The 17,993-nt window shown below is 72.2% G+C and carries 14 protein-coding genes; 6 read left to right on the top strand and 8 right to left on the bottom strand.

The window, feature by feature from the left end:
- Nucleotides 1-53 precede the first annotated feature (53 nt).
- From LXN57_RS47940 to LXN57_RS21800, 4 genes are all read right to left on the bottom strand, one after another.
- Nucleotides 54-185, bottom strand: a complete 132-nt coding sequence (locus LXN57_RS47940; RefSeq protein WP_285904655.1) for a hypothetical protein — start codon at nt 183-185, stop codon at nt 54-56.
- A 69-nt stretch (nt 186-254) separates the two neighbouring features.
- On the bottom strand, nt 255-563 hold the full coding sequence (locus LXN57_RS21790; RefSeq protein ID WP_251800018.1) for a putative quinol monooxygenase: 309 nt from the start codon (nt 561-563) through the stop codon (nt 255-257).
- A gap of 76 nt (nt 564-639) precedes the next feature.
- Nucleotides 640-1,272: a DUF2087 domain-containing protein gene (locus LXN57_RS21795; RefSeq protein ID WP_251800019.1), complete on the bottom strand. Its 633-nt coding sequence runs from the start codon at nt 1,270-1,272 to the stop codon at nt 640-642.
- A gap of 42 nt (nt 1,273-1,314) precedes the next feature.
- The gene (locus LXN57_RS21800; protein ID WP_251800020.1) at nt 1,315-3,534 is read right to left on the bottom strand and encodes a glycoside hydrolase family 9 protein; all 2,220 of its coding nucleotides are present in this window, start codon (nt 3,532-3,534) and stop codon (nt 1,315-1,317) included.
- A gap of 121 nt (nt 3,535-3,655) precedes the next feature.
- Here LXN57_RS21800 and LXN57_RS21805 point away from each other — a divergent pair, with 121 nt between their 5' ends.
- The 3 genes from LXN57_RS21805 to LXN57_RS21815 all read left to right on the top strand — a co-directional run bounded on the left by LXN57_RS21805 (nt 3,656) and on the right by LXN57_RS21815 (nt 8,009).
- Nucleotides 3,656-4,114 (top strand): SRPBCC domain-containing protein, encoded by a 459-nt coding sequence (locus LXN57_RS21805; RefSeq protein WP_251800021.1) that lies wholly within the window; start codon nt 3,656-3,658, stop codon nt 4,112-4,114.
- Nucleotides 4,115-4,371: 257 nt separating this feature from the next.
- Nucleotides 4,372-6,771, top strand: a complete 2,400-nt coding sequence (locus LXN57_RS21810) for a glycogen/starch/alpha-glucan phosphorylase (RefSeq protein ID WP_251800022.1) — start codon at nt 4,372-4,374, stop codon at nt 6,769-6,771.
- 62 nt (nt 6,772-6,833) lie between these two features.
- Nucleotides 6,834-8,009 carry an ROK family transcriptional regulator gene (locus LXN57_RS21815; RefSeq protein WP_251800023.1) on the top strand — a complete coding sequence of 392 codons (1,176 nt, stop codon included), beginning with the start codon at nt 6,834-6,836 and terminating at the stop codon, nt 8,007-8,009.
- 97 nt (nt 8,010-8,106) lie between these two features.
- Here LXN57_RS21815 and LXN57_RS21820 read toward each other — a convergent pair whose 3' ends face one another.
- The 3 genes from LXN57_RS21820 to LXN57_RS21830 form a co-directional block, all read right to left on the bottom strand.
- Entirely contained in the window at nt 8,107-9,522 is a 1,416-nt protein-coding gene (locus tag LXN57_RS21820; RefSeq protein WP_251800024.1) for an NB-ARC domain-containing protein, read from the bottom strand.
- A gap of 300 nt (nt 9,523-9,822) precedes the next feature.
- Nucleotides 9,823-10,428, bottom strand: coding sequence for a TetR/AcrR family transcriptional regulator (locus LXN57_RS21825; protein ID WP_251800025.1), 606 nt, complete (start codon nt 10,426-10,428; stop codon nt 9,823-9,825).
- Nucleotides 10,429-10,450: 22 nt separating this feature from the next.
- Nucleotides 10,451-12,040, bottom strand: coding sequence for an MFS transporter (locus LXN57_RS21830; RefSeq protein ID WP_251800026.1), 1,590 nt, complete (start codon nt 12,038-12,040; stop codon nt 10,451-10,453).
- Nucleotides 12,041-12,219: 179 nt separating this feature from the next.
- On the opposite strand from LXN57_RS21830, the gene LXN57_RS21835 reads away from it, so the two are divergent.
- On the top strand, nt 12,220-14,484 hold the full coding sequence (locus tag LXN57_RS21835) for a putative bifunctional diguanylate cyclase/phosphodiesterase (protein WP_251800027.1): 2,265 nt from the start codon (nt 12,220-12,222) through the stop codon (nt 14,482-14,484).
- Between the two features lie 12 nt (nt 14,485-14,496).
- Here the strand turns inward: LXN57_RS21835 and LXN57_RS21840 are convergent, their stop codons facing one another.
- A complete protein-coding gene (locus LXN57_RS21840; RefSeq protein WP_251800028.1) occupies nt 14,497-15,765 on the bottom strand; it encodes an acetyl-CoA C-acetyltransferase in 1,269 nt (422 codons plus the stop codon).
- A gap of 72 nt (nt 15,766-15,837) precedes the next feature.
- On the opposite strand from LXN57_RS21840, the gene LXN57_RS21845 reads away from it, so the two are divergent.
- A complete protein-coding gene (locus LXN57_RS21845; RefSeq protein ID WP_251800029.1) occupies nt 15,838-17,166 on the top strand; it encodes a 3-oxoacyl-ACP reductase in 1,329 nt (442 codons plus the stop codon).
- A 26-nt stretch (nt 17,167-17,192) separates the two neighbouring features.
- On the top strand, nt 17,193-17,972 hold the full coding sequence (locus LXN57_RS21850; protein ID WP_251800134.1) for a MaoC family dehydratase: 780 nt from the start codon (nt 17,193-17,195) through the stop codon (nt 17,970-17,972).
- The last annotated feature ends 21 nt before the right edge of the window (nt 17,973-17,993 follow it).

Raw genomic sequence — 17,993 nt, forward strand, 5'->3', positions numbered from 1 at the left:
CGGTTCCCGCACCCGGGACGAAGCCGCGGCCGGCTTCTCGACACGAGCCACCCTCAGAAGCCCAGCCCGTCGAGAATGCGCAGGACGACGGTGCTCTTGCTCTCGCCCGCCTGCGGCTCCGTCCCGGCCAGCACCAGGATCACGTCGTCGACCTCGGCTACGACGTCGGCCCGCCCGGCTCGCACCGGTCACCACCGCTACCCGCGGCTCAGTCATGGCAGAGAGAATGACAGGGCGGTACGACAAGAAGCGGCTCAGCCGGCGGTGACCCCGAGGCCGCCCGCGATGATCGTCTCGCGGCTGCTGAACTCGCCGGTCAGCAAGGGCATGGCCCGCGTGATCGCGGCGCGTGTCTCGGGCAGCCGCAACGACGCGTCGTGGTGGTCCTTCGACTCCCACACCTCGGACACCCAGATGGTCACGTCGTCCGCCGCGTCCAGACCCACCACATAGAGGCGGCAGCCGGCCGCGCGCAGCCCGTCGGCTCCGCCGGTCAGAATGGCGGCCACCTCGTCGCGGTGGCCGGGCCTGGTCTTCATCGAGTTCACGTATCCGTACGGCATTGGATCATCCTGGCACCGCCGGTGACCCAGCGGAGGCCTTCGCCGGCCCGGGCCACGGTCGGGGCCGGCGGCGCGGTCAGGATGCGGGCGGTGTCGATGAGCGGGACACGGCTGAAGGCCTGGGGGAAGTTGCCGACCAGGCGGCCGGCCTCGGTGTCGGCGCCGGGCGGCCGGCGCCGTACGTCGTGCCGGCCTGGTCGCGTTCGAGCCAGCCCGTCTCGACGAGCATGCGGCGCACCGCGGCCACGTCGTCGGTGACCGCGGACAGCCGCCGGTTGATCTCACCCTCGTCGTGCAGGCCCTCGAGCGCCAGGAAGCGGGCCAGCAGCTCGCCGAGCAGAGCGTAGCGCTCGCTGAGCGTGGGCGGCATCGTGGTCAGGCGCCCGTGGGTGAAATTGCCGCGCAGCTGCGGATAGTCGCCGAGAAACACGGTGATCGGCTGCTCGCGGTCGAGTGCCTGCGCGGTCTCGCGCAGGATGCCGGGCGACGCGCGGTAGATGCCGTTGCCCGTGCCGGTGGCCAGGCCCGCGCCGACCAGGCGGGCCAGGGTCTCGCCGGCGGTCTGCACGGGCACGTCGATCGTGTACGCGAGCTCGGCGATCGAGGCGCCCTCGGCGCCCCGGCGTACGAGCTCGGCGAACGCCCGCAACCGCAACGGGGTGGCGAGCTGGTTCAGGATCTCGGCGGCGCGGGCGGCTTCGGCGGACATTCCGTCACCGTAGACTCACCCGCGCCACCGGGGCGATCCCTTTTAGAGCTCGGCCACGTACGCGGCGATCCAGGCCAGCGGCGCGTTCCAGTTGATGGTCAGCTCGTTGGTCGACCACGACTGGATGTCGTCGATGTAGCAGAACTGGCCGACGCAGCCGGTGAGCTTGCTCTGCGCGAACGGGTCCTGGATCGACGAGTTGGCCCCGCCGGCCAGCGTGCCCTTCGGCGGGTTGGGCAGGGCCGGGTCGAGCTGCCGGGCGTACCAGCGGCTGTGCTGGTTCTGCGAGCTGACCGTGCCGTAGCCGGTGACGTACGAGATGTTGAGCGCGTTGCGGCCGAAGATGTAGTCGAGGCCGGTCAGCACGCCGTCGCGGTACTTGTCGCGGCCGGTCAGCTCGTGCGCCGCCGCGATGACGACCATGTTGTTGAGGATGGTGCTGTTGGAGCCCCAGTCCCACATGTTGTTCGCCGGGGCGTAGGGGACGCCGTACGCGTGGTTGCGCTGGATGGCCAGGTACTTCTCGGCCCCGGCGATCACCGACGCCTTGACCGCGGCCAGGCCGGGCAGGCGGTTCGGCACCAGCGCCAGGTCCAGGCGACCCGCTGCGGCGGTGTTCCCCCAGTCGAAGGCGCCGGCGCCGAACACGTCGGCGGTGTGCTCGGGCGACGAGAGCACATCCGCCTGGTACTTCTTCTCCCCCGTGGTCAGGAACAGCTCCGCCGCGGCCCAGTAGAAGTCGTCGGAGACCTTGGCGTCGTTGTAGGCGCCACCGCCGACGCCGTCGGACTCGGGGGCGAGCCGGTCGGGGTTGGCCCGGGCGGCCGCGTAGGCGGTGCGGGCGGCGGCCAGCGCCTTCTTGGCGAAGGCCGGGTCGTACGCCTTGTAGATGCGCGCGGCCTGGGCAGCGGTGGCGGCCAGGTTCAGCGTGGCCGCGGTCGACACCGGGTGCAGCTCACGCGGCTGCGGGTCGAGGTGCGGCAGCAGGGGCAGCCCGGTCCAGGCCTGGTCGTGGATCTTGTGGTGGGCCATGCCGGCGTACGGCTGACCGGCCGGCACCTGCATGCGGAGCAGGAAGTCGAGCTCCCAGCGCACCTCGTCGAGCAGGTCGGGAGTGCGGGTGCGGCTCTCCGGGATGTTGAGGCCGACCTTCCTGAGACCCGGGCTGCGCTCGTACGCGTTGAGCAGCTCCCACACCGAGATGCCGCCGTTGACGACGTACTTGCCGTGGTCGCCGGCGTCGTACCAGCCGCCGCGCACGTCGAGCCGGTAGTCGCACACCCCGGCCTGGCAGGGAACGTTCCCGTCACCCTGGTTGGGCGCGACGTCGACGTGCCCGGCCGGGCGGCCGTAGCCGGGCCGCAGGGCGTCGTCGATCGCGATCCCGCTGCGCTGGGTGTAATAGAACTTGAGCGCATCGGAGCGGAGCTTCTCGTACGCGTCGGCGCCGATCGCGAACGGGCGGCTGGTCTCGCCGTCGGCCGTCAGCGTGTAGCCGCTGCCCTTGCGGATGTAGCGCCCGAAGTCGATGGTGTGCACGTTCTGCCCGGACGAGACGTCGACGCCCCGGGGCTTGCTCTGGCCGCGCGCCACGACCTTGCCGGACTTGTCGGCCAGCTGCCAGGGCAGGGCGGCGGTCGCGGTGGTCACCAGGGTGGCCCCCTTCGGACCCTTGGGCAGGTACGCGACCTGGTTGACCCGCACGCGGGGGCCGGTGTCGGGCTCGTACACCTCGGGCGGGACGCCGCCGACCAGGGAGACGTTGTCCAGGCAGAACCGCCACGGATCGGGGCTGCCGCCGAGCTGGAAGGCGATCTGGGCCTGAGCCGTCGTCGTGCCGGCGGTGAACGTCCACTCGTAGTGCTGGGTGTCGCCGAGCACGGGCGACTGCTCGAAGTACGTGTCGTAGGGGTCGACGGCCAGGCCGACGACCGCCCGGACGCTGCGCCCGGCGGGAGCCCCGCTCGCGTCGAACGAGAACCGGTAGTTCTCGCCCGCCACGAGGTCGATGTCGTTCTGCCCGACGATCGCGTCCCACTTGTTGGCCGTGCCCCCCGGCACGTCCACACAGGCCCGGCCGTCCTCGAGCGCCAGCGTCATCTCCGCATTGGCCCAGAACGGCGCCGTGCCGTTGTCGAAACCGCCGTTGACCACCTGCTCGACCTCGGCGGCGTGGGCAGCCGGCGCGGCGGCCCCGGCCGCCAGCAGTACGGCCGACCCCACAATGGCCACCGTGCGGGAGCGCTCCCAGATTCGCGACATGAAGTCATCCTGATCGATCCGGTGACGCCGTGTCAACGAACCCGAAACGACGTGTTCATCCGCGCCGTCCCGGCCGCGTGGCGAGTTGCGGGCCGTCCGCGCCCGTGATGGGGTGACCACCATGAGCACCTGGACGCCCGTGGTCGACGTCTCCCTGCTCGTCCGCCGGCCGTCGGCCGAGGTCTACGAGGCCTTCGCCGATCCCGGAATCATCCGGAAGTTCTGGCTCGCGCACAGCTCAGGACGGCTCGAGACCGGCGCCCGGGTGCGCTGGGCCTTCAAGATCGCCGGCGCCGAGACCGACGTCGAGGTCATCGCGGCCGAACCCGGCCGGCGGCTCGACCTGCGCTGGGACGACGGTCAGCCGCTCACGATCACCTTCGAGGACCGCGGCGACGCCACCGTCGTCAGGATCCGGGTCGCCGAGTTCGGCGGCGATGAACCCGCTGCCGTCGCCGTGGAGACGATGTCCGGCTTCACGCTCGTGCTCGCCTCCGTGAAGATGCTGCTCGAGCACGGCATCGAGGGCGACCTCATGTACGACAGATTCCCCGACGCCGACTACGCCGACGCTCGCTGACCATTCCGGAGCGCCCCGCTGGGTTTGACCTTCCGAGCGCCACCATTCACTCAGGTCGCCCGGGTGGGCCGAGCGTTCCGGCGCGCCAGCGCCTGCTCGGCCCACCCGGGCCCTCGGCGTGAGCGACGGTCCGTACCCACCACCCCGCCACGACAGCACGACCTTGACGTTGACGTTGACGTTGCCTTGGTGTGACCTTTGTCGAGATGTAGCCCCCCTTCTGTTGCCGGACACCTCGGTGCGGAAGGCTGCGGGGCATGGACCTTCGTAACGGGCTGCGGCCGCTGGGGAGCACGCCGGCAGAGTTCGAGCAGGACCTGCTCAGCAACCTGTACTACCGGCGCGGCACCACCGTCGAGTCGGCCAGCGCGCAGGACGCGTACGAGACCCTGGCCCTCACCGTGCGCGACCGGCTGGCCGCCCGCCGCGCCCGCACCGCGGCGGCGCAGTACGACAGCAACCCCCGCTGGGTTTACTACCTGTCAGCGGAGTATCTGCTCGGTCCCCAACTGGACCAGAACCTGCTCTACAGCGGCACCACCGACCTCGCGCCGGCCGCGCTCAAGGCCCTGGGCTTCGACCCGGCCGAGGTGGCCGCGCTCGACGTCGAGCCGGGCCTGGGCAACGGCGGCCTCGGCCGGCTCGCTGCCTGCCTGCTCGACTCGCTCGCCACCATGGACATTCCCGCGGTCGGCTACGGCATCCGCTACGACCTGGGCATCTTCAAGCAGTCGTTCGAGAACGGCGAACAGGTCGAGAAGCCCGACGACTGGGCCTTCCAGGGTGACCCGTGGGAGTTCCCGGCGCCGGACGACCGGAACCGGGTCGGCTTCTACGGCCACGTCGGCCCGGAGGGCTGGGTGCCCGGTGAGGTCATCGACGGCGAGCCGAGCCACCTGCTGGTTCCCGGCTACGGCACCGAGACGGTGAACTTCATCCGGTTGTGGCGGGCCCGCGCCACCGAGGCGTCGTTCGACCTGTCCCGCTTCTCGGCCGGGCAGTACGCCGAGGCCGTCGACCAGGCCGTGCGGGCCGAGAACATCAGCAAGGTGCTCTACCCCGACGACAGCACCGAGTCGGGCCGCGAACTTCGCCTCAAGCAGCAGTACTTCCTGGTGTCGTGCTCGCTGCGCGACATCATCCGGCGGTTCCGGTTCCGCAACCACGACTGGGCCGAGTTCCCGGCCAAAGCGGTCATCCAGCTCAACGACACGCACCCGACGCTGGCCATTCCGGAGCTGATGCGGCTGCTGGTCGACGAGGAGGGGCTGGACTGGGACCAGGCCTGGTCGATCGTGCGGCAGACCTTCGCGTACACCTGCCACACGCTGCTGCCCGAGGCGCTGGAGACGTGGCCGGTGGCCATGCTGGGCCGCCTCCTCCCCCGGCACCTCGAGATCATCTACCGGATCAACGACGGGCTGCTCGGCGAGGTCCGCTCCCGTTTTCCCGGCGACCTCGACCGCGTACGTCGGATGTCGCTGATCCAGGAGGAGCCGGAGCGCCGGGTCCGGATGGCCAACCTGGCCGTCACCGGCACGTTCGCGGTCAACGGCGTGGCCGAACTGCACTCCCAGCTGCTGACGGCGACGACCTTCCACGACTTCGCGACAATGTGGCCGGACCGCTTCCGCAACGTGACCAACGGCGTCTCCCCGCGGCGGTTCGTGCGGCTCGCCAATCCCGGGTTGTCGTCGCTGATCACCTCGGGCCTGGGCACGGACGCCTGGCTGCGCGACCTGTCGCTGCTGGCGGGACTGGCGCCGCTGGCCGGGGACAGCGCGTTCCGGGCGCAGTGGCGCACCGAGAAGCGACGGGCCAAGGCGGCCCTCGGGCTGGGCGATCCGGGTGCGCTGCTCGACGTGATGATCAAGCGGTTCCACGAGTACAAGCGGCAGCAGTTGAAGCTGCTGCACATCATCACGCTGTACCACCGGCTGAAGTCCGACCCGGGCCGGTTCGGGGTGCCGCGCACGGTCCTGTTCGGCGGCAAGGCGGCGCCGGCGTACACCGCGGCCAAGTCGATCATCCACCTGATCAACGCGGTGGCGGCGACGATCGCGGCCGACCCGGTCACGTCCGGGCAGCTGCGCGTGGTGTTCCCGCCCAACTACAACGTCACGCTGGCCGAGAAGATCATTCCGGCCGCCGATCTGAGCGAGCAGATCTCCATGGCCGGCAAGGAGGCTTCCGGTACGGGCAACATGAAGCTCGCGCTGAACGGGGCGATCACGATCGGCACTCTCGACGGCGCGAACGTCGAGATCCGCGACCGGGTCGGCGGCGAGAACTTTTTCCTGTTCGGGCTGGACGCGACCGGCGCCGCCGCGCTGCGCGGCTCCTCGTACCAGCCGCGGTCGTACTACGACTCGGACCCGGAACTGAAGGCAGCGCTGGACGCCGTTCTGGCCGGCGCGTTCGGCGGGGTGGGACACGACGTCGCGCAGTCGCTCCTCGACCGCGACGAATACCTCACGCTGGCCGACTACCGGTCCTACGTGGACGCCCAGGACGAGGTGTCGGCGGCCTGGCAGGATCAGGAGCGGTGGACGCGCATGTCGATCCTGAACGCGGCCAACAGCGGCTTCTTCTCCTCCGACCGTACGGTCGCCGACTACCTCGACCGCATCTGGCGGGCCACCCCCGTACGCCCCTGACGGCCCGCTTCCCCAGCGGGCCCTTGGCAACCGGGGTTCCGGCGCGTTTGATGACCGGTGAGATGCGCCGACACCGATCGAGCCTGGGCGCCCTGCTCCACCACGTGCATGTGAGCGGGCCGCTGTCGCGTGCCGCGCTGGCGACGAGGATGGGCGTCAACCGCAGCACGATCCTGGCGCTCACGGCCGAACTGGTGGCGGCGGGCCTGGTCAGCGAGCAACCCCCGTCCGGTACGACCGGAGCCGGTCGCCCGTCGCTGGTCGTGCGCCCGTCGCCGCGGTTCTTCGTGCTCGCCTTCGACGTGGCGGTCGACCGTTTGACGGCCGCCCGGGTCGGTCTGGGCGGCACGATCCTCGACCGCCGCTCGGCTCCGCGCAGCCGCATCGGCGTCGACCTCGAGACGGTGGTCCGCAAGCTGGTGTCGCTGGGCCGCTCCCTGATCGACGCCGCTCCCCCGGCAACGGTGTGCGTGGGCATCGGCGCCTCCTACTGCGGCATGATCCGCCCCGGCGACGGCATGGTCCGCTACGGCCCCGAGCTGGGCTGGGTCGATCAGGCCTTCGGCGCCGAACTGGCCAAGGCGCTCGACCTGGGCCTGCCCGTCGCCGTCGGGAACGAGGCCCACCTGGGCGCGATGGCCGAACACGAACGGGGAGCCGGCGTCGGCGTCCCCGACCTGATCTACCTGCACGGCGACGTGGGGGTGGGCGGCGGCATCCTGGTCGGCGGCAAGCTGCTGGGCGGCGACGCCGGCTACGGCGCCGAGGTCGGCCACATGCTGGTCAACCCGGTCGACGGCCGCCCCTGCCTGTGCGGCTCTCAGGGCTGCCTGGAGGCCGAAACCGGCGAGTACGCCCTGCTGGCCGCCGCGGGCCGTGCTCCCGGCCCGTCCGGCGCCGGCGCCGTACGAGCGGTGGCCCGCGACGCCGTGACCGGCGACCCCGCCGCCGCCCGGGCCGTGGCCGAGATCGGCGACTGGCTGGGCATCGGCGTAGCCAACCTGATCAACCTGTTCAACCCGGGCGTCGTCATCTTCGGCGGCATGCTCCGCGACGTCTACGAGGCCGCCGCCCCGCAGGTGGCCGCCCGCATAGCCCGCCACGCGATGCCCGTCTCCCGCGAGCGGGCCCGCCTGCGCCTCTCCGCCCTGGCCGACGACGCCACCCTGCTGGGCGCGGCCGACCTGGGCTTCGCCGCCCTGCTCGCCGACCCCCTGACGACCCCGGCGCTCCGATAGGGTCGCGGTATGGCGCGCTGGGGTACCGAAGAGCCAGACCGACTGGTGAAGCCGCAGATCTCAGGATGAGGCCGCCGGGGCGCAGCACCCGCACGGACTACTTGGCAGATTGACGACCGCGCAGTCGGGGCGCGGGTAGGGGCCACCCTTCGGCGGCGGCGTACTCGGCTGCGGCGGCCAGGTCGGCCTCGTCGGCGCCGGTGGTCAGCAGGTGGTCGAACAGGCGAGTGAGGGCGGCTCGCCGGTCGCTGCGCCGGTCCTCGTCGGCCGAGCGGCCCGCGGCGTACGCCCGCACCAGGTCGTGCATCGCCCAGCGGCCGGGGCCGGCCGGGAGCAGCAGGTTCTCAGCGACCAGTTCGCGGAGCGCCCCGTCCGCGGCCGCACCGGTCAGCGCGGCCGCCGCGGGCGCGTCGAAACTGCGGCCGGGGTGGTGGGCGAGCAGGCGCAGCAACTCGCGGGCCCGGGCGGGCAGGTTGCGGTACGAGACGTCCAGAGCCTGCCGTACGGCGGGGTCGAGGCGCCCGGAGCGGCGGCGCTCGGCCAGCCAGTCGGCGTGGTCGGCCAGCGTCCAGCCGGGCCTGTCGCGCATGTGGGCGACCACGCGGGCCAGCGCCAGCGGCAGATACCCGCAGGTCTCGGCTATCCGGTCGGCCGCTGCGGGGTCGGCGCCGGGCGGTGACGCGGTCAGCAGCAACTCGCGGGCCTCGTCGGGTCGCAGCACGCCGACCGGGACGTGCCGGGCGCCGGTCAGGTCGTCGAGGGTGCGCCGGCTGGTCACCAGGGTGACGCTGCCGGGGCCGGGGGCGGTCAGGGGACGTACCTGGGAATCGTCGGCCGCGTCGTCGAGCAGCACCAGGACCCGGGCGCCGGAGAGCCGGGCGCGGTAGCCCGCCGACTGGGCCGCGAGGCCGTGCGGCAGGTGCTGCCCGGGGACGCCGAGCAGGCGCAGGAAGCCGTCGAGCACCGCGTCGGGGCCCGCCGGCGGCTGGTCGGCATGGCTGCCGCGCAGGTTGACCGCGAGCACGTGGTCGAACGGCCGGGTGGTCGCGAGCCGGTGGGCGATCTGCAACGCGAGGGTCGTCTTGCCGGAGCCGGCCATCCCGGAGAACACAGTCATGGGGCTGGGGGCGATTTCCGGCGTACGCCCGACGAAGCCGGTCGGCAGGGCGGGCAGGCTGCCGAGAACCCGCACCTGGGATCCCGCGCCCCGGCTCTCGCCGCTGGCCACGCGCAACGCCTGCCGCCACTGGTTGGTGTAGCCGGGGTCGGCGTGCAGGGCCTCGACCACCGCGACGACCAGGTCGGGGTCGAGCCGGCGGCGCCCGGTCCGGAAGCAGTCGACGACGGTGGTCTTGCCGACCTGTTCCCCCGGCGGCCGGCGGGTGTTCACGCGGGCCGTGATGGTCTCGTACGACGGGTTGCCGGCCCAGGTCTTGAGCAGGCGCAGGCAGGCGGCGACCTCGTCGAGGGTCTGCGCCGGCCCGGGGTCGGGCAGCGCGGCGAACTGCGACACGGAGTGCTCCGGGGGGTCGTCCGAAGTCGGAGCACCGACGGTAGTCCCCTCCTGCCACTGCGCACATCCGGATTCGTTCGGATTCCGCATCCGGATGCCACACGGGCGGCATGGTGGGTGTTGCCGACAGGGATCCGAAACGGGGGGTCGTTCCCGCAACGGGGGTGGGAGCGACGCGGACCCTAAGGCGCGTGCCGGGCGTGGTGCCGATGGGCCCACGCCCGGTTCGCTTTGCCTCCGAGCAGCGACGCTACGGCGCAGCACCGCGTCGACGGCGCAGCACCGCGCCGAGCAGCGACGCTACGGCGCGGCGCCGCGCAGCACCGCGTCGACCAGCGCCTCGGCGAAGCCCTCGCGAGGCACCCGGGGCTGCTGCGCGAACAGGCCGTTGAGCATGTTGGGGCCGACCAGCATGAGCAGCGTGAGCTCGACGTCGAGGTCGGAACGCAGCTCACCGGTCTCGATGCCGCGCCGCAGCACGCCGCGCATGACCTCGCGCCGGGGCTCGATGACGGCCTGGTAGCCGGCCATGATCTGATCGTCACGCATCAGCTCGGGCATGAGGCAGGCCGTGACCTTGCCGTAGTTGTGGTGCTGGTTGCTGCGGTTGGCCTTGATCAGGGTGACCAGGTCGTCGCGGACCGACTCGCCGGCCAGCTCGGGCACCGGGCCCTTGAGGGCGGCCACGGCATCGATGATGAGGGCTTCCTTGTTGGCCCAGCGACGGTAGATCGTCGCCTTGCCCACCCCGGCCTTGGCCGCCACCGCCTCGATCGAGATGGCGGCGACGGTCTGGCCCTCGCTGAGCAGGTCGAGCACCGCGTGCAGGATCGCGGAGTCGGCGAGGGCGTTGCGGGGCCGGCCAGGCGCCTTGCGCTCCTGGCCGGCCAGTGGTGCCGTGGTCATGGCGTTCATTGTTACCGACCGGTCACGCTTCGACCAGTTCGACGCCCTGTTCCTCGGCCAGTCCCTCGGAGTTCGTGGGCTTCGGGGCCGAGGCCGGGCGCTTGCCCGGCAGCCAGAGCAGGGCGACCAGCGCGCCGAGCAGCGCGAACACCATCGAGCCGATCGCCGCGTAGTGCATCGCGTCGAGGAAGGCCGCGTTCGCCTGCGAGATCAGCGCGGGCGCGGCCGCGCCGGCCTGCTCGGCCACCCCGTACGCACCGGAGATCGACTCCCGGGCCGTTTCCGCCGCCCCGGCCGGCAGGCCGTCGGTGGCGTTGCCCAGGTTGCTGCGGTAGACCGAGGAGAGCACGGCCCCGAGGACAGCCACGCCGAGCGCGCCGCCGAGCTGACGGATCGTGTTGCTGACGGCCGAACCGACGCCGGCCTTCTCCCGCGGCAGCGCCGCCATGATCGACTCGGTGGCGGGCGGCATCACGTTGGCCATGCCGGTGCCCATGATGAAGAAGGCCGCGCCGACCACCCAGATCGGGGTGTCCTGCCCGATGAACATCCAGACCGCGAGGCCGGCCGCGACCAGCAGCAGGCCGACCGTGCTGACCGCCTTGGGGCCGTACCGCTTGACCATGGCCGCGCTGCGCGGGGCGAAGACCAGCTGACCGACCGCGAACGGGACGAACAGCGCGCCGGAGGCGAGCGGACCGTAGTCGCGGACCAGTTGCAGGTAGAACGCGCCGAAGAACATCGTGCCCATGGCGGCGAAGAAGACCAGCCCGATCATGCCGGTGGAGGCCGAGAACTGGCGGTTGCGGAACAGCCGGACGTCCAGCGACGGGAACTCGGTGCGCAGCTGCCAGAAGACGAAGGCGGTCAGCACGACCACGGCGCCGGTCAGCGTGCCCCACGACAGCGGGTCGCCGAAGCCGGCCTCGCCGCCCTCGATCACCCCGTACGTCAGCAGGCTGAGACCGATGATCGAGAGGATGACGCCGAAGACGTCGATGCGGCCGGGCTTCGGATCACGGGACTCCGGCACCAGGACGAGCACGAGAATCACACCGGCCACGGCGACCGGCACATTGATCAGGAAGACCGAGCCCCACCAGAAGTGCTCGAGCAGCAGGCCGCCCAGGATCGGGCCGATGGCCACGGCGAGGCCGACGGCGCCGGCCCAGATGCCGATGGCACGCGGGCGCTCCTGCGGCGAGAAGACGTTCGCGATGATCGACAGGGTGGCCGGCATGACCGCCGCCGCGCCCAGGCCCATCAGCGCACGGGCGCCGATCAGCTGCCCCGGCGTCTGGGCGTAGCTGGAGATCAGCGAGGCCAGCGCGAAGACGGCCAGGCCGGCGACCAGGGTGATCCGGCGCCCGAGACGGTCGGCCAGGATGCCCGCGGTGAACAGCAGACCCGCGAAGACCAGGGTGTAGGAGTTGATGGACCACTCCAGCTCGCTCTGCGTGGCGCCGAGGCCGTGCTCGGGGTCGGCGATCGTCCGCAGGGCGACGTTGAGAATGGTGTTGTCGAGCACGACCACCAGCAGGCTGATGACCAGTACGCCGAGGATGACCCACCGCCGGGGGTGCCCGGCGGGGGCGGCCGCTGATGCGTCCATGAGGTTCCCCCCGTTTTCGATACGGAACCGTTCCGTATCACGTGAGCACTCTAACGCCGCCGAATTGCGAAACGGAACGTCTCCGTATCGCAATGTGCCGACGATCACGTGCCCGGCCGCAACCGGTTCGCTCCCGGGCCACCCTGTGGGCGGCAACCGGGTGCGCCGAAGTTGAGCGCATGGTGACGGGGAGGAACGCGCTGCACCGCTGGCTGCCCACCGGCGGCGGGCTACGCGACGAGGCCTGGGCCGGCCGGCATCGGCTGATGACGCGCCTGCTGGCCGCCTGCGTGGCCGCGCTCGTCGTCTACGGCGCCCTGCAGGACGAGCTCGGCGGCGGGAACCTGACCACCTGGCTGCTCCTGCTCGTCCTGCCCTGCGTCGTGGCCGCGTCCGTGCTGCCCGGGCGCCGGCTGCCGTCGATTCTCGTCGCGCTCGGCTTCACCATGGTCTGCGCCGCCTTCGTGGCGATGACGCACGGCCAGACCGAGGCGCACTTCACTTTCTTCATCGCCGTCGGCGCGCTCGCCCTGTACCGGGACTGGGCGCCGTTCGGCGTGTTCCTGGTCGCCACCACGGTCCACCACGGCGTTTTCGGGATCTTCGACGCCGAGCTGACCTACGGGCACCACTCCGCGCAGACCCACCCGCTGTTCTGGGCCGTCATCCACGGCGTGGCCGTGCTCTTCGCGGCCGCGTTCCAGGTCGTCCAGTGGCGGCTGACCGAGGCCGAGGAGGAGCGCGCCCAGGAGAACCTGGACGAGAGCCAGGCCCAGCTCAGCGTGGCGTTCGACGAGACGCCGGTGCCGATGGCCATCTTCGCGCCGGACGGCCGCGTCGTCCGCACCAACACCGCGTACCGGAACTGGCTGCGCCTGCCCGCCGAGCTGCCCGCCGGCACCCTGGTCACCGACCTGCCCATCGCCCTGGCCGACCCGTCCGCCCGGCCCGTCTTCGACCAGCTCGTCGAGCAGAACGGCTCCTCGATCCACCTGGGTCGGTACCGCCGCAAGGACACCGGCGAGCTGCTCTGGGTCGAGGTGCACGGCACCGCTCTGCAGGACCGCACGGGCCGGCTGCGGCTCATCTTCGTGCACTGCCTCGACGTCACCGAGAGCCGACGCCACCAGGAGGAACTGCAGCAGCAGGTACGCCACGACGCGCTCACCGGCCTGCTGTCCCGCTCGGCCTTCGAGAACGACCTGGCCCTGCTGCTGTCCGGCGCCGAGCCGGTCAACGTGCTCTACCTCGACGTCGACCGCTTCAAGTCGATCAACGACGGCGCCGGCCACGCCGCCGGTGACGAGCTGCTGCGCGGCCTGTCGGCCCGGCTGGCCGCCACGGTCCCGTCCGGCGCGCTGGTCGCCCGCCTCGGCGGCGACGAGTTCGTCGTCGCCCTGGCCGGCTCGCCGCAGGCCGGCGCTCGCGTCGGGCAAGCCGTCCTGAGCGCGTTCACCGAGCCGCTCGAGGTCGGCGAGGGCCACCTCCAGGTGTCGCTGAGCCTCGGCCTCGCCGCCGGGTACGGCGCCGAGCGGGCCGACGACACGGTGCTGGCCGCCGACACCGCGATGTACGCGGCCAAGCGAGCCGGCGGCAACCGCATGCAGATCTTCAGCGACGACATGCGGGTCCGGGTGCGCGAGCGGATCGTCGCCGAGACCCGCCTACGGGAGGCGCTCTCGGCCGACCTGACCGAAACCCTGCCGATCTGGTTCCAGCCGATCGTCGCCGCCGGCACGGGCCGCGTCGTCGGCGCCGAGGCCCTGGTCCGCATGCGCACCCCGGAGGGCGACCTGCTCGGCCCGGGCCACTTCATCCCGGCCGCCGAGGAGACCGGCCTGATCGTCCCGCTGGGCGAGCACGTCCTCCGCCGGGCCGTGATCCGCCTGCTCGAATGGTCGGACCACCTGGAGTACGTCTCGGTCAACGTGAGCCCGCGCCAGCTGGCCGAGCCCGACTTCGTGCCGATGCTGGCCGGCCTGCTGGCCGCGCACCCCACGCTGGACCCGTCCCGCCTGATCCTCGAGATCACCGAGACCGCCCTGCTGGGCTCCTCGGTCGACATCCGCGAGCGACTGGAGACCATCAAGCGCCTGGGCGTACGCATCGCCCTGGACGACTTCGGCACCGGCTACAGCAGCCTGACCTGGCTCCAGTCGGTCCCCGCGGACGTGGTCAAACTCGACCGCTCCTTCGTGGCCGGGCTGTCCGCCGACCCCCGCAAGGCCTCGATCATCCAAGCCGTCCTGTGGCTGGCCCGCAGCCTGAACATGTCCGTGGTCGCCGAGGGCGTCGAGGACCCGGCCGACTGGCACGCCCTGCGCGAGCTCGACTGCCCGTCCTGCCAGGGCTACCTCTTCGCCAAGCCCATGTCCCCGGCCGAGTTCGCCGCGTTCGTGCAACCCGCGGCGACCCGCCGGGAGGCCCTGCCGCTCGCGTCCTGACGCTCGCTGCGGTCAGCGTTCCAGGATGGCTACCACGCCCTGGCCGCCGGCGGCGCAGATGGAGATCAGGCCTCGGCCGGAGCCCTTGTCGGCCAGGAGCTTGGCCAAGGTGGCGACGATGCGGCCGCCGGTGGCGGCGAAGGGGTGGCCGGCGGCCAGGGAGGAGCCGTTGACGTTGAGCTTGGCCCGGTCGATCGCGCCCAGCGGGGCGTCCAGGCCCAGCTTCTCCTTGCAGAACTCCGGGGACTCCCAGGCGGCCAGCGTCGAGAGCACCTGCGACGCGAAGGCCTCGTGGATCTCGTAGAAGTCGAAGTCCTGCAGGGTCAGGCCGTTGCGGGCCAGCAGGCGGGGGACGGCGTACGCGGGGGCCATCAGCAGGCCCTCGTCGCCGTGGACGTAGTCGACGGCGGCGGTGGCGCTGTCGACCAGGAACGCCTGGGGGGTCAGGCCCTGTTCGGCGGCCCATTCCTCGGAGGAGAGCAGCACCGTCGACGCGCCGTCGGTCAGCGGGGACGAGTTGCCGGCCGTCATGGTGGCATCCGTCGTGCCGAAGACGGGGCGCAGCTTGGCCAGCTTGTCGAGGGTGGTGTCGGCGCGCAGGTTCTGGTCGCGGGTCAGGCCCAGGTACGGGGTGATCAGGTCGTCGAAGAAGCCGCGCTCGTAGGCGGCCGCGAGGCGTTGGTGGGAGGCGAGGGCCAGCTCGTCCTGGGCGTCGCGGGTGATGTTCCAGCGCAGGGCGGTGAGCGCGGCGTGCTCGCCCATGGACAGGCCCGTGCGCGGTTCGGCGTTGCGCGGCACGTCGGGCTTGAAGGCGAGCAGCGGGTTGAGCTTGGCCGCTGCCCGCAGGCGATCGGGCAGCGTACGGGCCCGGTTGAGGGCGAGCAGGGCCCGGCGCATGTCGTCGTTGAGCTGCAGCGGGGCGTCCGAGGTGGTGTCGACGCCGCCGGCGATGCCGACCTCGATCTGGCCGAGGGCGATCTTGTTGCCGACCAGGATGGCCGTCTCGAGGCCGGTGCCGCAGGCCTGTTGCACGTCGTACGCGGGGGTGCGCGGGTCGAGCCGGGAGCCGAGCACCGTCTCGCGGGTGAGGTTGAAGTCGCGCGAGTGCTTGAGCACCGCCCCGGCCGCGACCTCGCCGACGCGCCGGCCGGCCAGCCCGTAGCGGGCGATCAGGCCGTCGAGGGCGGCGGTCAGCATGTCCTGGTTCGAGGCCTGGGCGTACCGGCCGTTGGACCGGGCGAACGGGATCCTGTTCCCACCGAGTACGGCGACGCGGCGCATGAGGGCCTCCCAGAAACGACGACACTACCGGTGAGTAGGTTACCAACGCCGGCGCCGAGTAGGCTGCGGCGCATGGGCGACAGGTACGCGAGCTTCGCGAACTCCGGTCCGGGGCACGCCATGATCAAGCGGCTCGGCCTGCCCGATCCGCCCCGGCTGCGGCGCTGGACCCCGGGCGATCCGCTGACCGAGGGGCCGGTGCTGATCGGCGCGGCGCCGGGCGGCCGGCTGGGCGACCAGGTGCGCAAGGTGCTGGCCGGGGCGGGTGTGCGGACGCTGGACGAGCCGCTGAGCGAGGGCAGCCACGGCGCGCTGATCTTCGACGCCTCCGGGATCACCGACGCGGCCGAGCTGCACGAGCTGTTCGACTTCTTCCACCCGTACGCCCGGTCGGTGCACCGGTCGGGCCGGGTGATCGTGCTGGGCACTCCGCCCGCGTCGTGCGACAACCCGCACGAGGCGACCGCGCAGCGTGCCCTCGAGGGGCTGACCCGCAGCATCGGCAAGGAGTTCGGGCGGGGCATCACGTCGCAGCTGGTTCACGTCGAGCGGGGCGGCGAGGGCGCGCTCGAGTCGACGCTGCGTTTCCTGCTGAGCGGCCGGTCGGCCTACGTCTCGGGCCAGGTGGTGACGATCGGGGCCGGCAACCCGCCCGCGCCCGCCGACTGGCAGCGGCCCCTGGCCGGCAAGTCGGCCCTGGTCACCGGGGCGGCGCGCGGGATCGGCGCGGCCATCGCCCGGGTGCTGGCCCGCGAGGGCGCCGACGTGATCGCGCTCGACGTGCCCGCGGCGGGCGACGCCCTGGCCGGGGTGGCCAACGACGTACGCGGCCGGGCCGTGCAACTCGACCTGACGGCCGACCGCGCCGGGCAGCGGCTGGCCTCCCACCTGACCCGCCCGCTCGACATCCTGGTGCACAACGCCGGCATCACCCGCGACCGCACGATCGCCAAGATGGACGCGGCCGGGTGGAACTCGGTGCTCGCGGTCAACCTGGTCGCGCCGTCCCGGATCAACGAGGCGCTGCTCGGCCAGGGGCTGATCGCCGAGGGCGGGCGGATCGTCGGGGTGGCCTCGATCGCCGGCATCGCGGGCAACCGCGGGCAGACGAACTACGCGACGAGCAAGGCGGGCGTGATCGGGCTGGTGCAGTCGAGCGCGCCCGGGCTGCTGGAGCGGGGCATCACGATCAACGCGGTGGCGCCCGGCTTCATCGAGACGGCGATGACGGCCAAGATGCCGGTGTCGCTGCGCGAGGCCGGGCGGCGGATGAACAGCCTGGCCCAGGGCGGGCTGCCGGCCGACGTGGCCGAGACGATCGCCTGGTTCGCGTCGCCGGGGTCGGGCACGATCACCGGCAACGTCGTGCGCGTGTGCGGCCAGAGCCTGCTGGGAGCGTGAGGGCGGTGGACGCCGGTCGCGGCACGATGCTCCGGGCGGCGCTGGGGGTGGTCCCCCGCCGCCGGCCCTCGACGCTGCCGGCGCTCACGCTCGAACAGGCGGGCGCCGCGGTCGATCGTGAGCATCTGGCCGCGTACGACCGCGTCTGCGGTTTCCGGCTCAGCGACCAGCTTCCGCCGACCTATCCGCACGTGCTGGCCTTCCCCCTCGCCATGCGCCTGCTGACAGCGCCGGACTTCCCGTTCCCCGCGGTCGGGCTCGTCCACATCGCCAACCGGATCACCGTGCATCGCCCGCTCACGGCGGAGATGTCCCTCGATCTGGCCGTGCACGCCACGGATCTGCGCCCGCACGAACGCGGCCGCCAGGTCGACGTCGTGACGAGCGCCGCTGTGGACGGCGCCACGGTGTGGACAAGCGTGTCGACGTACCTCTCCCGCTCCCCCTCCACAGGAGCCGCCGTCACGCCGCCGCCGACGAAAGCCGGGGAACCGAGTGCGGTCTGGTTCGTGCCGGCACGGGTCGGCAGCGACTACGCCGCGGTCAGCGGCGACCGCAACCCCATCCACACGTCGCGGATCGGCGCGCGCCTGTTCGGATTCCCGAAGCCGATCGCCCACGGCATGTGGAGCCTGGCCCGCTGTCTCGCCGCTCTCGAGGGCCGGCTCCCCGGCAGCTGCACAGTGGACGTCCGGTTCCAGCGGCCGATCCTGCTGCCGGCGCGCGTGCGATTCGCCTACGCCGACGGCCACTTCGCGCTGACCGGGAAGAAACCGCACCTTGCGGGGCAAGTTACGCCTGCGTAGCGTTACCGGCCAGTACACCGG

Source organism: Paractinoplanes hotanensis (genome assembly GCF_023717965.1).
Taxonomy (GTDB): domain Bacteria; phylum Actinomycetota; class Actinomycetes; order Mycobacteriales; family Micromonosporaceae; genus Actinoplanes; species Actinoplanes polyasparticus.